The organism is Glaciecola sp. 33A (assembly GCF_002836745.1).
In the GTDB taxonomy this organism is placed as follows: domain Bacteria; phylum Pseudomonadota; class Gammaproteobacteria; order Enterobacterales; family Alteromonadaceae; genus Glaciecola.
This window is the reverse complement of sequence record NZ_PJAR01000043.1, coordinates 251,769-270,577: the sequence shown is the minus strand read 5'-3', so window position 1 is coordinate 270,577 and position 18,809 is coordinate 251,769. Positions and strand designations below refer to the sequence as shown.

General features: G+C 41.3%; 20 protein-coding genes. 10 read left to right on the top strand and 10 right to left on the bottom strand.

Translation table 11 applies throughout. From position 1 onward, the window contains the following. The 4 genes from CXF81_RS15565 to CXF81_RS15550 all read left to right on the top strand — a co-directional run bounded on the left by CXF81_RS15565 (position 1) and on the right by CXF81_RS15550 (position 5,011). The gene (locus CXF81_RS15565; protein ID WP_101182258.1) at positions 1-669 is read left to right on the top strand and encodes an RluA family pseudouridine synthase; all 669 of its coding nucleotides are present in this window, start codon (positions 1-3) and stop codon (positions 667-669) included. Between the two features lie 311 nt (positions 670-980). Then, complete coding sequence (locus tag CXF81_RS15560) at positions 981-3,416, top strand: TonB-dependent receptor (protein WP_101182257.1); 2,436 nt, start codon at positions 981-983, stop codon at positions 3,414-3,416. 148 nt (positions 3,417-3,564) lie between these two features. Further along, positions 3,565-4,545 (top strand): DUF3530 family protein, encoded by a 981-nt coding sequence (locus tag CXF81_RS15555; RefSeq protein ID WP_232771960.1) that lies wholly within the window; start codon positions 3,565-3,567, stop codon positions 4,543-4,545. A gap of 142 nt (positions 4,546-4,687) precedes the next feature. After that, complete coding sequence (locus CXF81_RS15550) at positions 4,688-5,011, top strand: hypothetical protein (RefSeq protein ID WP_101182255.1); 324 nt, start codon at positions 4,688-4,690, stop codon at positions 5,009-5,011. 79 nt (positions 5,012-5,090) lie between these two features. Here CXF81_RS15550 and CXF81_RS15545 read toward each other — a convergent pair whose 3' ends face one another. From CXF81_RS15545 to rppH, 5 genes are all read right to left on the bottom strand, one after another. Then, positions 5,091-5,942, bottom strand: a complete 852-nt coding sequence (locus CXF81_RS15545) for a thymidylate synthase (protein ID WP_101182254.1) — start codon at positions 5,940-5,942, stop codon at positions 5,091-5,093. A 56-nt stretch (positions 5,943-5,998) separates the two neighbouring features. After that, on the bottom strand, positions 5,999-6,808 hold the full coding sequence (gene lgt / locus CXF81_RS15540; protein WP_101182253.1) for a prolipoprotein diacylglyceryl transferase: 810 nt from the start codon (positions 6,806-6,808) through the stop codon (positions 5,999-6,001). Between the two features lie 3 nt (positions 6,809-6,811). Continuing rightward, positions 6,812-7,618 carry a sulfite exporter TauE/SafE family protein gene (locus CXF81_RS15535; protein WP_101182252.1) on the bottom strand — a complete coding sequence of 269 codons (807 nt, stop codon included), beginning with the start codon at positions 7,616-7,618 and terminating at the stop codon, positions 6,812-6,814. A gap of 47 nt (positions 7,619-7,665) precedes the next feature. Beyond that, positions 7,666-9,954, bottom strand: coding sequence for a phosphoenolpyruvate--protein phosphotransferase (gene ptsP, locus CXF81_RS15530; RefSeq protein ID WP_101182251.1), 2,289 nt, complete (start codon positions 9,952-9,954; stop codon positions 7,666-7,668). Positions 9,955-10,018: 64 nt separating this feature from the next. Then, entirely contained in the window at positions 10,019-10,564 is a 546-nt protein-coding gene (gene rppH / locus CXF81_RS15525) for an RNA pyrophosphohydrolase (protein ID WP_101182250.1), read from the bottom strand. A 107-nt stretch (positions 10,565-10,671) separates the two neighbouring features. On the opposite strand from rppH, the gene mutH reads away from it, so the two are divergent. Then, positions 10,672-11,358 carry a DNA mismatch repair endonuclease MutH gene (gene mutH / locus CXF81_RS15520; protein ID WP_101182249.1) on the top strand — a complete coding sequence of 229 codons (687 nt, stop codon included), beginning with the start codon at positions 10,672-10,674 and terminating at the stop codon, positions 11,356-11,358. Between the two features lie 151 nt (positions 11,359-11,509). Then, positions 11,510-11,755, top strand: coding sequence for a YfhL family 4Fe-4S dicluster ferredoxin (locus CXF81_RS15515; protein WP_101182248.1), 246 nt, complete (start codon positions 11,510-11,512; stop codon positions 11,753-11,755). Here CXF81_RS15515 and CXF81_RS19950 read toward each other — a convergent pair. From CXF81_RS19950 to metF, 3 genes are all read right to left on the bottom strand, one after another. Then, positions 11,752-11,898 carry a hypothetical protein gene (locus CXF81_RS19950; protein ID WP_157825573.1) on the bottom strand — a complete coding sequence of 49 codons (147 nt, stop codon included), beginning with the start codon at positions 11,896-11,898 and terminating at the stop codon, positions 11,752-11,754. The genes CXF81_RS15515 and CXF81_RS19950 overlap by 4 nt on opposite strands. Positions 11,899-11,931: 33 nt before the next feature. Beyond that, on the bottom strand, positions 11,932-12,903 hold the full coding sequence (locus CXF81_RS15510; RefSeq protein ID WP_232771972.1) for a virulence factor BrkB family protein: 972 nt from the start codon (positions 12,901-12,903) through the stop codon (positions 11,932-11,934). 193 nt (positions 12,904-13,096) lie between these two features. Then, the gene (gene metF / locus CXF81_RS15505) at positions 13,097-13,984 is read right to left on the bottom strand and encodes a methylenetetrahydrofolate reductase (protein ID WP_101182246.1); all 888 of its coding nucleotides are present in this window, start codon (positions 13,982-13,984) and stop codon (positions 13,097-13,099) included. A 139-nt stretch (positions 13,985-14,123) separates the two neighbouring features. Here metF and metJ point away from each other — a divergent pair, with 139 nt between their 5' ends. From metJ to CXF81_RS15485, 4 genes are all read left to right on the top strand, one after another. Next, positions 14,124-14,444, top strand: a complete 321-nt coding sequence (gene metJ / locus CXF81_RS15500) for a met regulon transcriptional regulator MetJ (protein WP_101182245.1) — start codon at positions 14,124-14,126, stop codon at positions 14,442-14,444. A gap of 194 nt (positions 14,445-14,638) precedes the next feature. Continuing rightward, a complete protein-coding gene (gene pip, locus CXF81_RS15495; RefSeq protein WP_232771959.1) occupies positions 14,639-15,694 on the top strand; it encodes a prolyl aminopeptidase in 1,056 nt (351 codons plus the stop codon). Then, entirely contained in the window at positions 15,691-16,128 is a 438-nt protein-coding gene (gene dtd, locus CXF81_RS15490; RefSeq protein ID WP_101182244.1) for a D-aminoacyl-tRNA deacylase, read from the top strand. Before pip ends, dtd begins: the two co-directional genes overlap by 4 nt. Before the next feature lie 134 nt (positions 16,129-16,262). Beyond that, entirely contained in the window at positions 16,263-17,171 is a 909-nt protein-coding gene (locus CXF81_RS15485) for a bifunctional GNAT family N-acetyltransferase/thioesterase (RefSeq protein ID WP_101182243.1), read from the top strand. Positions 17,172-17,225: 54 nt separating this feature from the next. Here CXF81_RS15485 and CXF81_RS15480 read toward each other — a convergent pair whose 3' ends face one another. Together CXF81_RS15480 and rpoH are read right to left on the bottom strand one after the other, a co-directional pair. Further along, the gene (locus CXF81_RS15480; RefSeq protein WP_101182242.1) at positions 17,226-17,666 is read right to left on the bottom strand and encodes a DoxX family protein; all 441 of its coding nucleotides are present in this window, start codon (positions 17,664-17,666) and stop codon (positions 17,226-17,228) included. Between the two features lie 154 nt (positions 17,667-17,820). Further along, positions 17,821-18,672, bottom strand: a complete 852-nt coding sequence (gene rpoH / locus CXF81_RS15475; protein ID WP_101182241.1) for an RNA polymerase sigma factor RpoH — start codon at positions 18,670-18,672, stop codon at positions 17,821-17,823. Positions 18,673-18,809 lie beyond the last annotated feature (137 nt).

Here is an 18,809-nt window from a genome sequence, read left to right as displayed (position 1 = left end):
ATGACACTATTGCACTATTCGCCACCTACATATCCTTATCTCAGGATATTATATCGCGATGAAGATATCTTGGTATTAGACAAACCTGCAGAGCTACTTACCGTGCCAGGTAAATCGAGAGACCTTAGAGATTCGTTGCAAGTTCGTGTACAGCGTGTTTTCCCTACGGCGAGTATTGTGCATCGCCTAGATATGGCCACGTCAGGTATTCTGATGATGGCATTAAATAAACCAGCGCACGTGCACTTATCTCGCCAGTTTGAGAACCGTCAGACAAAAAAAACTTATGTTGCTCGTGTGTTTGGTCATGTTGAGGGTGAGTCTGGTAACATTGATTTACCACTGATATGCGACTGGCCGAATAGACCGAAACAAATGGTCGACTATCAAAGGGGTAAGCCTTCACAAACCCATTGGCAAGTTGTGCAGCGCGACCGCAATTCAACATTAATGAAACTAACGCCAATTACCGGGCGCTCCCATCAACTGCGAGTTCATATGTTGGCATTAGGACATCCAATTTTAGGTGACCGATTGTATGCACATCAAGCAGCCAGAGCTAAAAATCCGCGTCTTTGCTTACATGCACAAATGCATGAATTCGCGCATCCTGTTAGTGGTGTGACACTGCGATTTGAATCGCCGCATTCATTTAAAAAAGAGTTATAGATAACTAAAATAAATACCCTGCCTTTATGCACATATTTACTCTTACCTGTGGCATCTTAATTACAAATAGCTAACAGAGTTATAACAAATCACACTTTTAGTATTGCCTAGCTTATAAAATACGTCTATTCTTAACTTGTCCTGCAACATAAATTTAACATACTTGAAACGTTAGCTAGGATGTCAAGTAAATGAGTTAGCGGTGATATAGGGTTAAATAAACCATATGGTTACGAGCGGGTAACTGTTGTGTACTTAATCTTATGCTCAGATAAAAATAACAATCTTCCCGTAATATGATGAGAACACAAATGAGTCAATATTTACCCAAACAGTTTAAAACCAAACCTTTAGCGTTGATTGTAGCTATGTCGCTGGGTTTTATGTCTAATAGTGCATTGGCTCAAGAAGAAGCTGATGCCGAAGAAGAATTTGAAACAATTGTCATCACAGCATCAAAACGTTCAACTGGATTACAAGAAACACCAATTGCGGTGACTGTTACCAGTGCAAAAGATATTCTTCAAACCAAAGTCTTGGATATAGGTGATTTGCAAAGCTTGGTACCCACTTTGCGCGTAACGCCACTGCAGCGCTCAACCAATACTAACTTCTCTATTCGTGGTTTTGGCAACGGCACCAACAACACAGGTATAGAACCCTCAGTTGGTGTCTTCATAGACGGTGTTTACCGCTCGAGAGCGGCAGCTCAAATTGGTGATTTACCGCGCTTACAACAAATAGAAATATTAAGTGGACCGCAAAGCACTTTGTTTGGTAAAAATGCCTCCGCTGGTGTTATCAACGTTCGAACTCAAGCGCCATCATTTAATCTTGAAGGTAAAGTTGAAGCGACACTAGGTAACTATAACCAACAGATTTTAAAAGGTTTTGTGACCAATGCAATTACCGACGACCTTGCCTTTAGTTTGTCAGGTGGTATGAACACCCGCGATGGCTATACCAAAAGTGTCGTGGGCTTAGGTGATATCAATGATAAGGACCGTTGGAATCTGCGAGGTCAATTCTTATATGAACCAACTGAAGATGTTAGTTTCCGCTTTATCGCTGATTACAGTGAAATAGATGAGCATTGCTGTACCGTGGCCGATGTTATCAATGGTCCAACAACCGCAGCAGTTCAAGCTCTTGGCGGTGTTGTATTAGATGCAGCAGAACCATTTGGGTTTGAATCGGCACTGAATATCGACCCTAATAACAAAATCGAAGATGGCGGCATTTCGTTACAAATCGATGTAGATTACGACACATTTGCATTCACCTCAATAACAGCTATGCGTAACAACAAATCAGATTATTTGGTTGATGTGGATTATACATCCTTGGATATTTTGACCGAAGAAGGTCATACCGATATTGATACCTTTACCCAAGAGTTTCGTTTGTTTTCAACTGGCGACAACAAGTTTGACTGGATGGTAGGCGGTTTCTACTTTAATGAGACTGTGGATACTGGTGATACACTGTTTTACGGAACAGGGACTCGAAACTTCTTTAATGTACTCGGTTTTGGCGCTCTATTTCCTGGTGTAGAAGGGATTTATGGCTTACCACCAAATAGTTTCTTTGCCGCCGATCAATATATTAATAGCGAATTTATGCAGGACAACGAGTCTTATTCTTTATTCGTTAGCCTTGATTACGACCTAAGTGATGCCTTAACCGCTACCTTAGGCGTAAGTTATACCAATGACGAAAAAGAAGTTACCATCGAATCAGATAATACCGAAATATTATCCTCTATCGATTTTACCTCTACGCCAACCGTACTGGCTATACCATTAAGTCAATTTCCACCCTTAGCTCCATTTATACCAACGCTACAAAGCGTGCAATTTTTGCCACCACAACTTGTTTTTCCAAATTCGCTAGAGAGTGGTAAAAGCTCAGACAGCAAAACTACATGGAGCTTACGTTTAGCCTATGAAGTTAACAAGAACGTGAATATTTTTGCAACAGCAGCAACCGGATTTAAAGGAACGTCTTGGAACTTATCGCGTGACACACGTCCATTTCCTGGTGACCAAGCAGCACTAGCGGCTGCAGGTTTGTTGCGGGCTAACCAGAGTTACGGTACTCGTTTCGCCGGTCCAGAAGAATCGGAAGTTTACGAGCTGGGTATTAAAACTAGATTCAGAAATGCGGCCATTAACTTAACTGCTTTCGATCAGACGATTAAAGGGTTCCAATCAAGTACGTTTGTTGGAACGGGCTTTGTATTAGCGAATGCGGGTCAACAATCGACTAAAGGGGTGGAATTTGATTCAACCTTTAATGTTAGTGATAGCGTCGATATTACTATAGCGGGTATGTTACTGGATCCAATTTATGATTCGTTTATAGGTGCATCAGGCTTAAATGGCCCCATAGACTTATCTGGAGAGAAACCACTGGGTATTTCTGAGCGTACGTTAAATGCGGGAATTACGTATAACTTCGAATTTGACAATGGCATGTTCGGTTACATTCGCACAGACTATCAATACGAAAGTGAAGTAGGGTTGGTAGCAAACGTACCACCAGAAATCACCCGCGCTGTGAGCACAATAAATGCAAGTGCTGGTTTAACTATGGAAAATGGCCTTAGCTTTCAAATTTATGTGCGTAATTTGAACAACGATGAGTATTACTTATCTGCATTTCCACCACCAATTCAAAGCGGCAGTTTCAATGCTTATCCGAACCAACCTAGATTATTTGGCGCGTCAGTGTCGTTCGAGTTCTAAAATAATTAGAGTGTGCAAACCTAAAAACTAAAAGCAGCCCTTAGGCTGCTTTTTTTTATCCTAAAACAAATCAGCAATGTATCTTAAGCATCTAGTCAATAAGCCGATAAAGTCACTATCACGCGTTAACAAATACTAATCTCTGGCTATGCTAACAACTCTAAAACATGCTATCGCTTCATTCTTAGTTGGCTTTGTATTGCTAAGTAGCATGCTTTCACTTAGCGTTGCGGCACAATCGGCGTCTTTTACCGAAGTAACAAGTGCAGACATGCAATATCAATTACACAGCGACCAATTTACGCTTATCGATGTGGGTGACAATAAAGTGCCCATTTTAATATCATTATCAGAGCAGCCTATCACCAAGGGCGTCGTCCTTATTATTGGTGACGCCAATATGCCCTTAGGTAGACAAGATTCACTCTCTCATGTTGCTAAATACTTACCCTCAATTGGCTGGACTACAGTGGTTATGCCATCTTTAGGCTTAAGCCTTGTTTCTAATATGGTGGTCCCCATTGAGAGTAGCGATGCCCAAGTCATCAACGATACCCAAGAGGCCAATGCGGACGATGTTACAATCGCCGCTGCAGAACAAGCATTAAAGAATTCAATCAGTGAAAAAAGCAAAGGTACAGTAACACATAGCATAAATAGCAGCTCCGCTGTATCTGCAGCAAGTGAAGCTGCATTGATTGTTTATTCGCAAGAAGTAGAAGCCTATCTTGCTGCCACCCTCACGCACATGAGAACGACAATGGGACATCGTATTGTGGTTACTCAGGGGATTACAGCAGCAACTATTGCCAAGCTAGTTTCTGATCGTGACACGCTGATGCAGCAAATTGATACACTTGTGATTAATAATCCGTATTGGCCGATCCGTAAATTGAATAATAAATTACCGATGATCATTGCACAAACCCCGATACCCGTTCTGGACCTAGTCAGTCAATGGGACAATAGTTGGAGCAAACAAACTGAGCGGAAACGAAGAATCAAAGCAAGGACCGAACTCAAAGAAGTGTATCGACAAGCGGATATTATTGGTCAACCTTTGGACCAGATACAAATGCAGTACATTGCCCGCCAAATTAAGGGTTGGACAACTTATTTAGGTTGGTGATGCTTCTTTCGATATTTTAATCCTTTCTATATATCTATATTATACAGTGACTTAAGTATTCACCTAAGTTGTGGCTCCACGAATTTATTTTCACTACCTATACTTTATACATACCCTAATATAACTACGTTGGTAGATTACTTTGTTGGTTCAACATTTTATCGATCGCAAGGCAAAACAACTTGCTTTTTACATGCGTTCTTACTGGCAAGACGAACTTCCCTATGCGGAGCTCGAATGCTTTTTGTGGGACACGTTTGAAGAATGGTCACAAGTAAAAAACCCACAGTCACAAGCGTATAGTCATAAAGAAAGAATATTTTGGCACGTATTGCACCAAACTCATTATTGGGAGGAACCATTAATACGCAACGACGATTGTATTAAAACTCAATTATTGATGTGTATTTTGTGTTTAGAAGGGCAAGGTTTATGTCCATTAGATGTTGTCGGTATACGCCCCTAAGGCAGTCAAAATTAATATGGCGATATCAAGAGCTTGTTAGCGGTGTTCAGCTAACGAAATATTAATTTATTATAAAGTTTTAGACAGAAAAAGGGTAGACAATGGCATCGTGGTGCTCATAACCTTCAACTACAAAGTCGTCGGTGGTTACCCATGTTTCCAAATCTGTCAGTGACGTGATTTTAGGATTGATCGTCAAGCTAGGGTTAGGAAATGGCGTTCGAGTCAGCTGCACATTTCTCATCAATTCGAATTGGTTCTCATAAATATGAGCATTAACGATTTTGTGGTACGCTTTTTTTGGATTAGTCCCCGTAATTTGGGCTACCAAGGCGAGCATAATGTACACCTGAATTTGATTGAAATTTAAGCCTAAAGGAACATCACAAGAACGTTGATAGCTAGTTAGATACAAATCCTTGCCTAATAGTGAAAATGTATGTGTGTGCATGCATGGGCGCAAACAGCCAAGGTCAAATTCACCCGGATTATAGAATGTAACAATTTCGCCGCGATCATCGATACCTTTGGACAAGTTATCGATAACTTTCGCCAATTGATCCAATGTTGATCCATCTGGCTTTTGCCAAGTTCTGCCTTGAACCCCGTAAACTCGACCCATGTCATCCTTACCCCTGCGATGCGGGTTCGCTAGCCAAGCTTGATTTTCGTTTGCATTTGCATTCCAAGTGTTGCAACCAATTAAACGGAACTCAGCCGCGCTTTGATAACCACGTAAATAGCCAAGTAACTCAGCAATAGCCGCCTTATAAAAGCTTTTGCGCGTTGTTATAAGTGGGAAAGACTTATTTTCAACATCATATTCAAGCTCAGCATTAATAACTGTCAAACACTTTTGCCCTGTGCGTTCATTGGTTAACCAAGTCCCTTCATTGACAATGCGCTGACATAGCTGTTCATACTGACTCATGATGACAATTCCTTACCTTTAATTTAACACCCAACATTACTTTTACTAAGTGTGAATTAGGTTTTTTGACCTTTTTTAACAGCATACGCAATCAATGCTGCACCAGCTAATATCATTGGTATACATAACATTTGTCCTTGCGATAATCCAAGCGCATTCAAATCAAGATGAGCGTCTGGTTCACGGAAATACTCAACAAAAAACCTAAAAGTACCGTAACCTAATAAGAACAAGCCTCCTACCGAACCAACCGGACGCGGTTTAGCTGAATAGAGCCACAAAATCACAAATAATAGAACACCTTCCAGTGCAAATTCATAAAGCTGTGATGGGTGACGCGGCATGGCACCGGCACCAGGGAACACGAATGCCCAAGGCACGTCAGTAGTCCGGCCCCACAGCTCACCATTGATAAAGTTGCCAATACGCCCTGCGCCCAAACCAATGGGCACTAATGGGGCAATAAAATCACCCACGCGTAAAAATGGCCAACCTTGTTTTCTAGAAAACCAAAACGCAGCAACAATAACTCCTAAGCAGCCGCCGTGGAAGGACATGCCGCCTTCCCAAATACGGAAGAGATAGAGCGGGTTATCAACAAAAACGCTAAAATTATAAAACAGTACATAACCAATACGGCCGCCTATTACAACACCCATAAAGCCCCAAAATAGCAAATCGCTGAGCTGCTCTTTACTCCAATCAGTGCGTGAAAGTCGCCTGTTGGCGAGCCAAAACGCAGCTAAAAAGCCAATTAAATACATAACGCCGTACCAGCGCAGTGCAAGTGGGCCAATTTCGAAAATAACAGCGTTTATCGTTGGAAAATCTAAATGCGCAGGGATATTTTGTGCTGAGATGCTCATGTATTACTCAATTCCTATGATCATACGTATGCTTACTAAGACCAAGAAAGCCGCAAAAACTTTCTTCAATTTAGCAGTATCTAATTTTTGTCCGAGTTTAACACCAATTGGCGCGGTTAGCATCGACGTTGCAATAATCCCGAAGGTAGCAGGCAAATAAACATAGCCTAAAGACCATTCAGGTAAATCCGGATTTTTCCAGCCCATAATGACAAAATTCAATGTACCAAAAACCGCAACTATAATGCCGCTAAAAGCGGCGCAGCCAATGGCTTTTCGAATATTTACCTGAAACCACAGTAGTGCTGGAACGATTAATGCGCCACCACCAATGCCCATTAGCGCACAAATAAAACCGCTGGTGCAACCTATTCCACTAAGCCCGGGTTTACCGATTGTATGCTGTGAGGTTTTTCGGGAACCAAACACCATTTGTAGTGCAATTAAAATAACTAACACAGCAAAAATACGCTGCAATAAAACACCTGAGATAAAACTAGCAAACTGCGCACCCAGAGTCGCACCAATAGCGATGCCAAAACCACAATAGGTAATAATTCGTTTGTCTAAGTTACCTAGTTTATAATGGCTACGTGCTGAGGATAGTCCGGTCATAATAACCGTAGATAGAGAGGTTGCTATCGCAATTGGCATTCCAATTTCAATATCTATTTGTAGAAAAAAATGCAGTAAAAAGACCATGGCAGGAACGATTAATAAGCCACCACCAATACCGAGTAAACCGGCAAATACGCCCACGATAGAACCCAACATTACGCACAATAAAAATATTTCGAGATTTGGATCCATTTACATTTTGCTCATTATACAGACAAGGGTGATACGTAATAAAAAATTCAAGACCCCGCTCTTACGAGTCCGCCGAGCCCTCTTATTTCAAGATATTGATCGACAATCTCTTTGACTTGGTCTGGACCAGAACATGATAATATTTGAGGTAACAATGCCTCGAGTTCACAAATAGCAACATTGCGAATAACCCAATTGATCTTACGCAGGCTATGTGCATTCATACTCAATTTACGATACCCCATGGCAATCAGAATCAATGCGCCGCTCGGTTCGCCAGCTAATTCACCACAAACAGTCACTGGGATTTTACAAAAGTTAGATGTTTGCACAATTTGATTGAGGGCAATTAATACCGACGGATGGTAGCTTGAATATAGTTGAGCGACACGGGAATTGTTACGGTCAACCGCCAGAAGATATTGAGTTAAATCGTTTGTACCGACTGAAAAGAAATCAACTTTTTTTGCAATCTGTTCTAACTGAAAGATGACTGCAGGAACTTCTAACATGACGCCTATGGCGGGTTTGAACAACACCTTATTAGTCTTGACCGCTTCTTCTTTTACTTCATGGAAAGCTTGCTTGATAAGTCTATTTGCTTCATCAATTTCGCTAATAGTCGACACCATAGGTAACAAAATATGCAAATTAGTTAAGCCTATACTAGCGCGTAGCATTGCTCTAACCTGCACCAGAAAAATTTCTGGATGATCTAGCGTCAGACGAATACCACGCCAGCCTAAAAAAGGATTTTCTTCTGATATAGGAAAGTAAGATAGAGGCTTGTCACCTCCAACGTCTAGTGTACGCATAGTCATTTCTTTATCCGGATGCGCACTCAACAAACTATGATAAAGCTCAAATTGCTCCTGCTCAGACGGAAAACGTTCGCGCAACATAAAGGGAATTTCAGTTCGGTATAAACCGACTCCAGCACCCTGTTTGTTTTGCTCCATTTCTAAATTAGCGGAAAGGCCTGCATTCACCAATAATGTCATTTCACAGCCATCTTCGGTTTTAGCCGGTTGCTCCGCTTCACTTTCAATACGTTGATGCAGCGCCTCCTCTTCAGCAATCAACTGCAGAAATTCAGTCCGAGCATACTCTTCTGGGGCTAAAACAACCTGTCCTGAATAACCATCAACGAACAATTCTTGATGATTCAACAAGCTAAGCGGAACACCTCCTAAACCCATGACAGCGGGCACGCCCATGGCACGCGCTAAAATGGCGGCATGCGAGTTGTTGGAACCTTGAATCGACACTATTGCTTTTAATTTTCCAGCAGGAAATTCAGCTAGCATCGGCGCTGATACTTCACGAGCAACAAGAATGGCATTCTGCGGTATGTTTGTATCGGTGTTTATGGGTGAGCCTGACCCATTCATAATGTTATGCAATATACGATTAGACAAGTCAATTATATCAACCGCCCGTTCTTGCATATACGGGTCTTCCATCGCTGCAAATCGCGCAGCGTAACTATCCACAACTAATTTCAATGAAGATGCTGCGTCCCAACATTCACGAATTTTTTGTTCTACTTCTCGCCCCAGGCTATTAGCGTCAAGTAGTTGCTCATACAGCTGAAATATTGCTTTTACGTCTTCGGGTAGGCTGTCGCCGAGATTATCCGACAAGCTGGCAACTTGAGTTCTGGTAAGCTCAACAGCTTGTCGGTAGCGCTCTACTTCTTTTTGTTGATCGGTCGTTTTACGAACGATGAGTTGACTTAGCTCATGCTTCATATTTAACACAACAGCCTGACCTAAGGCCAAGCCAGGGGCGCCAGGCACGCCATTGATACTTTTATGGGTATCAATAGTTGTTTCAGAGTTAACATCCAGAACGCCACGAATTTCGGCATTCGCAATCTCGAGTCCAATTTGCGTAGCCAGAGTCACTAAAAAAGCTTCTTCATCTTCGCTAAAACGTCGAATAGATTTTTGCTGCATCGACATAACACCCAACAACTTACGCTGATGGATTATTGGTGTGCCTATGAATGCAAAAAAGGCGTCTTCATTGACCTCAGGATAGTGTTTAAAGCGGGGGTGCAGAGGCGCATTTTCGATATTGAGTGGTTCTTCTCTTTGACCAACTAAACCGATCAGACCTTCATTGAAGCCTATCTTAACCTGATTAATCGCCGTTTTATCAAGTCCATCAGTGGCTTTCAAAACAAGTACTTGATTCTTATAATCGGCCAAGTAAATAGAACAAGAATCCACTTTCATTGTTTCTCTAACCAACATAGCGAGGCGAGCCAAAGCAGGCTCCAGACCTGGAATTTGGTTTACTTCTTGAACTATTCTTTTCAGGGTTGTTAGCATGCATTAGGCTCCATTGCGGTTAACAAAACGAGTAAAGCAAACTTCAAACATCAACTGCCTTGGGCTATGTTTGCGGTCTTGGGCGACGCCGTTTGTTTTTTCGGTTGTTATTAGGCAAATGAGAATGAGGCTTTGGTGCAGGCAATACTGCAGGCGCAAACTCTTTCATGACTTTTCTATAAACATCGCGTTTAAACGATACCACATTGCGTATTGGGTACCAGTAACTAACCCAACGCCAATCATCAAATTCAGGATGCCCTGACTGTAAAAGATCGACATCTTTTTCATCACATTTTAGAGTGAGCAAAAACCATTTCTGTTTTTGGCCAATACATACAGGGTTAGATCCCTTTCTTACAAGGCGTTTAGGCAATTTATAACGAAGCCAGTTTCGGGTCACCCCAACTATACTTACGTCTTTCTCAAGCAACCCCACTTCCTCGTGAAGTTCCCTATACATTGCCTGTTCAGCAGTTTCCCCTTGGTCAATTCCGCCTTGTGGGAACTGCCATGAATGTTGACCATATCGACGAGCCCAAAATACTTGACCCATTTTATTGCATATAATAATGCCAACATTCGCGCGGAATCCTTCGGCATCAATCACTTAGACTACCCAGCGCATTTATACTTTTATATTCTGCCATTCTTCCATAAACTAGGGATTATGCAAAGCAATAGCGTTAATTATTTAATAAGTGAAGCCTTAAGTCCATGCAATCAATACAAACACCACCGAATCCTCCTTCATCCATTGAGGACCTTATGCAACGAGCGCACGCTTTAGCAGGCCATACCCTGGGTGACTTAGCGAGAGCAGCGAATATAGAGATACCGGTTAATTTCAAAATTCAGAAAGGTTGGACCGGACAGTTAATCGAACTTTGGCTGGGGGCAAGTGCGGGGTCGAAGCCTGAGCAAGATTTCCCTGAACTAGGTGTTGAATTGAAAACACTACCTCTGTCATATGAAAATAAGCCACTTGAAACTACCTATGTCTGTTATGCACCGCTCACTAACAACACTGGCGTAAATTGGGAAAATTGTAACGTACGCAATAAATTACAGTGTGTATTGTGGTTACCCGTGCAAGGTGAAAGAGAAATACCACCGAGTGAGCGTATCGTAGGATCCCCTATTTTGTGGCAACCTAGCGCGCAACAAAACGCGCAATTGCAGCATGACTGGGAAGAATTGATGGACATGATTAGCTTAGGTCAAGTGGAGCGCATAGACGCAACCGTGGGAAGTTATTTGCAACTTCGTCCCAAAGCCGCCAATGGTGCATCCGTTACAGAGGCGATTGGTGAAGATGGGCAGTTGATAAAAACACGGCCAAGGGGCTTCTATTTACGCAAAAATTTCACTCAACATATCTTAGAAACCGCTTTTGTGGATTAAATTGACTAATTTATTGAGCCGGATCAATGATCAATTAAGTGCTTATTGCAGAATTTCTGTTACCTGCTATTTTTTGGGTATTACTCCTTTTCATACTATTTATCAATGAGTCGACGTTATCCATTGATCTATTCAACCGAGGCACATTGTTTTGGCACTTTTTATTACTGAAGAATGCATCAACTGTGACTTGTGCGTCGAAGAATGCCCAAACGGAGCGATTACAATGGGCGCTGAAATTTACGAAATTAATGCTGACAAGTGCACCGAATGCGTTGGTCATTATGATCAGCCAAGCTGCATTGATGTTTGCCCCACAGAATGCATTGAAGTTAATCCAAAACGCAAAGAAACGGCAGCACAATTAGCTGAAAAATTTGAGCATTTACAGGCCTAAGCGATTGTTAGCAAGTCGTGTAAACGTGATGCAAGTGAGGTTTGTGGAATAATCAAAAGCCAAGCCATAAGGGGAACAAGGAGAGAAATCAGATCAACAAATAAATTAATCCCTATCAGCACTTGAAAAATAGTTTTACGCATAGTGTCCCTTGTCAAATGACGAATACATTGTATTCATTTAATTTCTGCGGTGTTTTTTAGCTTGCTATCGCTATGCGCTAGACCCTCGGATGACAGCACAACGCTGCCCTTGGCGGCTTCGTTGTCATTATTCTTGCCACTATTTTTACCACTATTTTTGCCACTATTACTTCGTTCGCCTTTGCTTTCTTTCTCGGCTAATTCATCACGAGCTTCACAAGTCACTGTGATGCTATACGTAAAGACGGCTCCTAATAAAACCACAACCCAACTCAAGTATACCCAAACAAAAAGAATAGGAATGACAGCCAGTGCGCCATAGATGACCTGATATGATGGAAAACTGGTCACATACAGCGCGAAGCCCTTCTTAGATAACTCAAACAATACTGTGGCTAATAGGGCACCGCAAAATGCATATTTTGCTCTTACCGTTCGATTAGGGACTATCATGTATAAGATTAAGAACGCACCGATAGCAGCAAAACTGGGCACCAGCTTGAGAAAGAAGGTTCCCAGTCCTGGAGTGTATTCTTCGGCAAAATTGGCAAGCCCCGCAAGGTAAGAACTGACTACTATGCTAGAGCCTATTAAAAACGGACCTAGGGTGATAACCATCCAATAAATCGCAAAGGTATAAATGAGCGGACGTTGGGCTTGTGTTCGCCATATATGGTTAAAGGTTTTATCGATATTGGATATCAATAGCAGCGCTACTAGTAATAGTGAGACAATACTAATAGCGCCCATACCCGATGCATTGGCCACAAATTCAGCCACATAATCTTGCACTACATCGCCGGCCGTAGGCACAAAGTTGCTAAATATAAAGTTTTCTAGTTGACCTCTAACTTCAGCAAATGCTGGAAAGGCTGACATAATCATGAAAAAAACCATGATAACAGGAACCAGTGAAAGCAAAGAAACGTAAGCCAAGTGCCCCGCTGAAATAGTAATCCGCTCAGAACGCATATGTTCGATAAAAGCCTTACCAACATCAATTATTAGCGGTTGATAATAACTTACTTTTTTAGTGATATTATTGGATAAATTCAACTCAGCAAGCTCCACTTGTTGCTGCTAGTAGCGTCTTTTAATAGTTCAAAATGAAAGATAGAAGAGGCACCGTAAGACCATTAGCTTACCTCTAACAGCATTGAACTTAAACCTATCTTATACGGGTGCTTAATAAAAACGCTTATTTTTGACTACGCAAACCTAACATATGACAAATTGCATAACTTAATTCACAGCGGTTCAATGTATAAAAGTGAAAGTGCTTCACGCCTTCTTTGGCTAATACTTTAACCATATCCATGGCAATATTTGCACCCATCAAATTTCTGGTCGCTTGGTCGTCGGCGTGTAAACCATCATACATTTTATGTAACCAGTTAGGCACGTGCACGTTGGTGAATCCGGCAAATCGCTGCAGTGTTTGGTAATTCGTTACAGGAAGAATACCTGGTACAATATCTAAATCGATACCAGCAGCCGCAGCTCTATCTCTGAAACGCAAAAAAACGCTGGTATCAAAGAAAAACTGAGTAATCGCCTCATTTGCACCCGCTTCTGCTTTACGTTTTAAATTCAATAGGTCAAATTGTGCATTCGGTGCTTCTGGATGTTTTTCTGGATACGCAGCAACAGAGATGTCAAAATCAGCAACGTCTTTCAATAACGTCACCAGATCACTAGCATACATGTCAGTTTTATGGATACCTGGTGGCAAATCGCCGCGCAAAGCCACTATGCGTCGAATTCCGCAATCCCAATAGTCCTTTGCAATTAACTTAAGCTCATCGGGTGTTGCATCCACACACGTCAAATGTGGTGCGGTTGAAACCCCGGTTTCTTTATAAATTCGTTTAACTACCGAGTGGGTTCTGTCTCTTTCACCACTATTCGCTCCATAAGTAACAGACATATATTTTGGTTTTAGCGGAGCGAGGCGTTCAACAGACTTCCATAATGTATTTTCCATTGCCTCTGAATTTGGAGGAAAAAATTCAAAGGAAACATCTATATCTTTCAATTCTGATAGAGATTGATTTAATGCATCGATGCCTTGGGCATATGAAACCATTGTTTTACTGCTTATTTTGGACGTTTAGACGTCTAAAATACGTTTTATACGCTTAGACGTCAAGAAGTTTACACTTCTAGATTGATATTTTTCCTATACGGGTTAGAATTTTGAAATAACTAAAACAACAAGGATTCACATGGCACAGTGGAATGGTAAATATATACACCCGTATGCAGAGCATGGCAAAAAAAACGAGCAAGTTAAGAAGGTCACAGTTTCAATTCCAATTAATGTATTAAAAGTGCTTACGGATGAACGCACCCGACGCCAAGTGAACAATCTGCGTCATGCCACTAATTCAGAATTGTTGTGTGAAGCATTTTTGCATGCATTTACAGGCCAGCCGTTGCCTTATGATAGTGATCTGAAAAAAGATAATACGAATCGGATTCCAGCGTCGGCAAGAGAAATCATGCGAGAAATGGGCATTGATATTGATGCAGTAGAAGCCGAATAGAAGAACGCTTACGCTTCTTTTTGGGTGTTTTCAGTGTCCTCTACACGATCGACTAATGACACAGGTGGAACCGCGTGGGTGACGCTACTGTCAATTGTAGTCAATACACTAATTAAACAAACGCCATTAAATTGACTTAAAGACCTTTAAAATCGTATTATGAGATTTAGATTTTACCAATAACAGTTTACATTTTGTTTAAAAAGCAAAAAGAGAATGTCGACTTTCGTAGCGTTTTTTATGTTTCAAAATATCAATTTATAGAGCGTAGTCCATTGCGGGATATTAGCCCAAATTTTCACACTAACGTTGTTTATCAGCATCAAACTATCGAAGTTTCAGATGGACATGAACTGTACATTGAGCAAAGCGGTAACCCCAAAGGCATCCCTGTAATATACATGCACGGTGGCCCAGGTGCTGGTTTATGCGAAAACTATCAATGGCCCTTCAATCCGAAAAAATACCATGTCATTGGTGTTGAGCAGAGAGGGTGTGGACGCTCTATTCCATTTGGAGATACCAATAACAATACGACTCAGTTGCTACTTTGCGATTTTGAGGCTGTTCGCCAACAGTTGGGTATTGATAAATGGGTGGTGTTCGGCGGATCATGGGGCTCAACCCTAGCCTTACTTTACACGATTAAATACCCTGAATTTGTTATCTCAATAGTTTTACGCGGCGTATTCCTTGCACGTAAAGAAGACGCAGACTGGTTTTTACTGCCATCAGGCGGCGCGGCACAAGTCTACCCAGAGGCATACGAAAAATTTTCAAAACATATTATTGACTCTTCGTCAGCTGATGCGGTGTGCAAACAATTTATTAGTTTATTCCAAAATAATGATCCTAACATTAGTCTCTCAGCGTTAAAATCGTGGTTTGATTGGGAGGGATGCATCTCCCGACTTTCTGCGCCAAATGTGATGATGAGTGATTTTAGTGCTGATAAGCAAATAAAAAGCTTAGCACTACTAGAGTGCCACTATCTTCTCAATAAATGCTTTATTGAAGAAAACTACATATTGGACAATATTACAAAAATTATAGATGTACCATGTCATATCGTCCACGGGCGATATGACATGGTTTGCAAATTAGAAGCCGCTTATTGTGTCCACAAAGCACTGCCTCAATCTACGCTAAAAATCGTTAATAATGCGGGTCACAGTATGTCTGAAGTAGGCATTGCCAAGGAGCTGATTAATATAATGAATGAAATGTTTGAAATAGGTGATGATTTTTGAAAGGCCTGATTCAGAGAGTAACATCAGCATCCGTTCGTATAGATGGAGAAATAGTCGCGAACATTGGCACTGGTATTGTTCTTTTACTTGGCGTTGAAAAAGATGATAGTGCATTACAGATCCAAAAAATGGCTCGTAAGGTTTTCAATTATCGAATATTTACTGATGCTGCGGGTAAAATGAATAAAAGCCTTTTTGACATCAACGGCGAATTGTTGGTGGTATCCCAATTTACCTTAGTCGCCGATACCACAAAAGGCAACAGACCCGGCTTTTCGAAAGGTGCAACGCCAGCACACGGGGAGTTAATCTATCAGGCATTTATTAAACATGTTGCAACTGAATTCCGTGAGTGCCAAACAGGCGTCTTCGGTGCAGATATGGCTGTATCATTAATAAATGACGGGCCTGTAACTTTTTGGATTGAAACATAGAGCGAACATCACCCATACATTTACTATCGAAGCGCAAAAGCCTACTAGCCACTAGTCAACCGTGCGCCATTCAAGATACACTGCACGATTACCAAAAGACGACGTCAACGCGAAACGACGAACGAGGTTAGCTATTGTTTACTATATCAACACCTAGATCAGAACAAGAACTCAATGACTATTTCCATTTTAGATGGCAGTGGCTTCGTGAGCAATGGGGCTTTCCTCCCGGTTCTGAGAAAGATGAATACGAGACAGTCAGCGAGCATAGAGTTGTTTTGAGTCCGTCTGGCGATATTGTTGCTTGCGGTAGGATACATTTAAACTCAGGGGAAGAGGCGCAAATTAGGCATATAGCGGTTGATAAGAAATACCGCCGCAAAGGAGTTGGGCAAATCATACTAGGTGCATTGGAAGTGGTCGCTCGTGATCTAGGCGCAATGAGAGCTGTTACAAATTCTCGTGAAACCTCAATATCATTTTTTTCTGCATGTGGTTTTGAAGTCGAAAGCAAAGCACCAACAGAGCTTGGTAAACTAAAACGCAAGCACATGTTCAAGATACTAGTGGACAACAATGTACTCATATTGCATCCGCAGTGGTGTAAAGAATTACAAGATACCTGGCATGAAAAAATTCCGATTACAGAACACATGGGTATCAAGTTATATCAGTATACTGAACGTACAATAGAAACGAGAGCATCGTTAAATAAAAATATTAATCTGCACGGTTCAATGTTTGCTGGCAGTATCTTTTCGCAAGCAACTCTAACCGGTTGGGGAATGATATTCTTACAGCTTAAACAAAAACATTTAACGGGAGAGATTGTGCTCGGTGAGGGCAATATTCACTATCATAGGCCGATTACAATTCGTCCTCGTGCTATTTGTAATATTGAGTCAGTAAAAGCCCGTTTTGATTTACTAAAAGAAAATAAAAAGTGCCCAATTGAACTCACTGTTGATATTCATGATGGTGACACTTCGGTAGCACGTTTTACCGGAAAATACTGGGTTATTCCACCTATAAAAGACGAATAATTAAACTAGCAGCACAATTGCTTTAACTATTGGCAAACAGCGCTACCCTCAGCGCTAAGCTAAATTGAGCTTACGCTGAGAGCGCCAATTATCTATGCTAAATTCACCAGCGCCTCTTGCAGACAATACTAATAAGCCCGCCATAATTGCCATATTTTTGAAGAAATTTTGGGTTTCATGGACCACATCTGAACCCTCAGGCAGATCCCAGAAATTGTGCATATACATGCTAATTAGCAGTGTTATTGCAGCCAATAAGAATGCAGACAGCTTGGTTTTAAAACCGAAAATAACAACCAAACCTAACAAAATTTGCAATATGATAGTGACCGGAAGTAATACGTCAATAAATGGCACACTGTGTCTAGACATGTATTGCATCATGAATTCGTATTGCGTGATTTTTTGAACACCTGGTATAATAAAATAAGCTCCCAGTAAAAAACGGCCCAAGAGCAAACTGGGCAACTCAACTAGCTTAGTTATTTTTTGCATATCTAAAATCCTTTTTATAGGTGCGTTTTTTAGATTAATTATGTCGCTTATGTAAAAGCGATAGTGTTAAACAAAAAAAAATGCGCATGTTTCCATGGGCACTTTTTAGGTATTTCTAGCAAATAACGACACAACAAACCGCAAAAATATCTACTTAAGCCATCGCTGCTTGTAGCTTTTTCATTGCGTTCTTTTCGATTTGACGAACACGTTCAGCCGATACTTGATACTCATCAGCCAAGTCTTGTAGCGTCATTTTATCATCCGACAACCAACGCGTTTCAATAATGTGCTGACTTCTTGCATCTAGCGTTTTGATCGCTGAGTGCAAACTTTTCGATGCATTTTGATCATGAGCGGTGTTGATAACGTCCATTTCAACGTCAGTCGATTTATCCTCTAGATATTGAGCTGGCGCAAACGTGCTTGACTCATCATCGTCAGCTGATAAATCAAACGATGCATCGTGGCTGCTCATGCGAGCTTCCATCTGCAATACTTCCTTGGTACTAACACCAAGCTCTTCGGCGACTTTTTGTACTTCTTCGTGCGTAAACCAACCCAAACGCTTTTTGGCTTTTCGAAGGTTAAAAAATAATTTACGTTGCGCTTTCGTTGTTGCAACTTTTACGATACGCCAATTTTTCAATACGAATTCATGGATTTCTGCTTTTATCCAGTGCACAGCAAACGATACCAAGCGTACGCCAACATTAGGATCAAAGCGCTTAACCGCCTTCATTAGACCAATATTGCCTTCTTGAATTAGGTCCGCTTGTGGCAAACCGTAACCAGCATAAGACTTTGCAACATGCACGACAAATCGCAGGTGAGACATAACTAATTTGCGCGCAGCTTCAAGGTCACCCTCGTCAAATAAGCGCACGGCTAAGGAATTTTCTTCGTCTGCTGTTAGCATATTAATGCGACTAACCGCTTGAACATAGCTTTCGATACTGCCAATTCGCGGAACGCTTAATGCTAATGTTTGCATTTTTGTACTCATTTTTACCTCGTTACTTCATTCTACAAAATTACTTTCAGTGCTGCTGATTTCACTGTGTACTCATCGGCATTGTAACACACAATTTTGTGCACACCGTATGTAGACATCGCACTAGAACAAAAGTTCGACTAAATTAT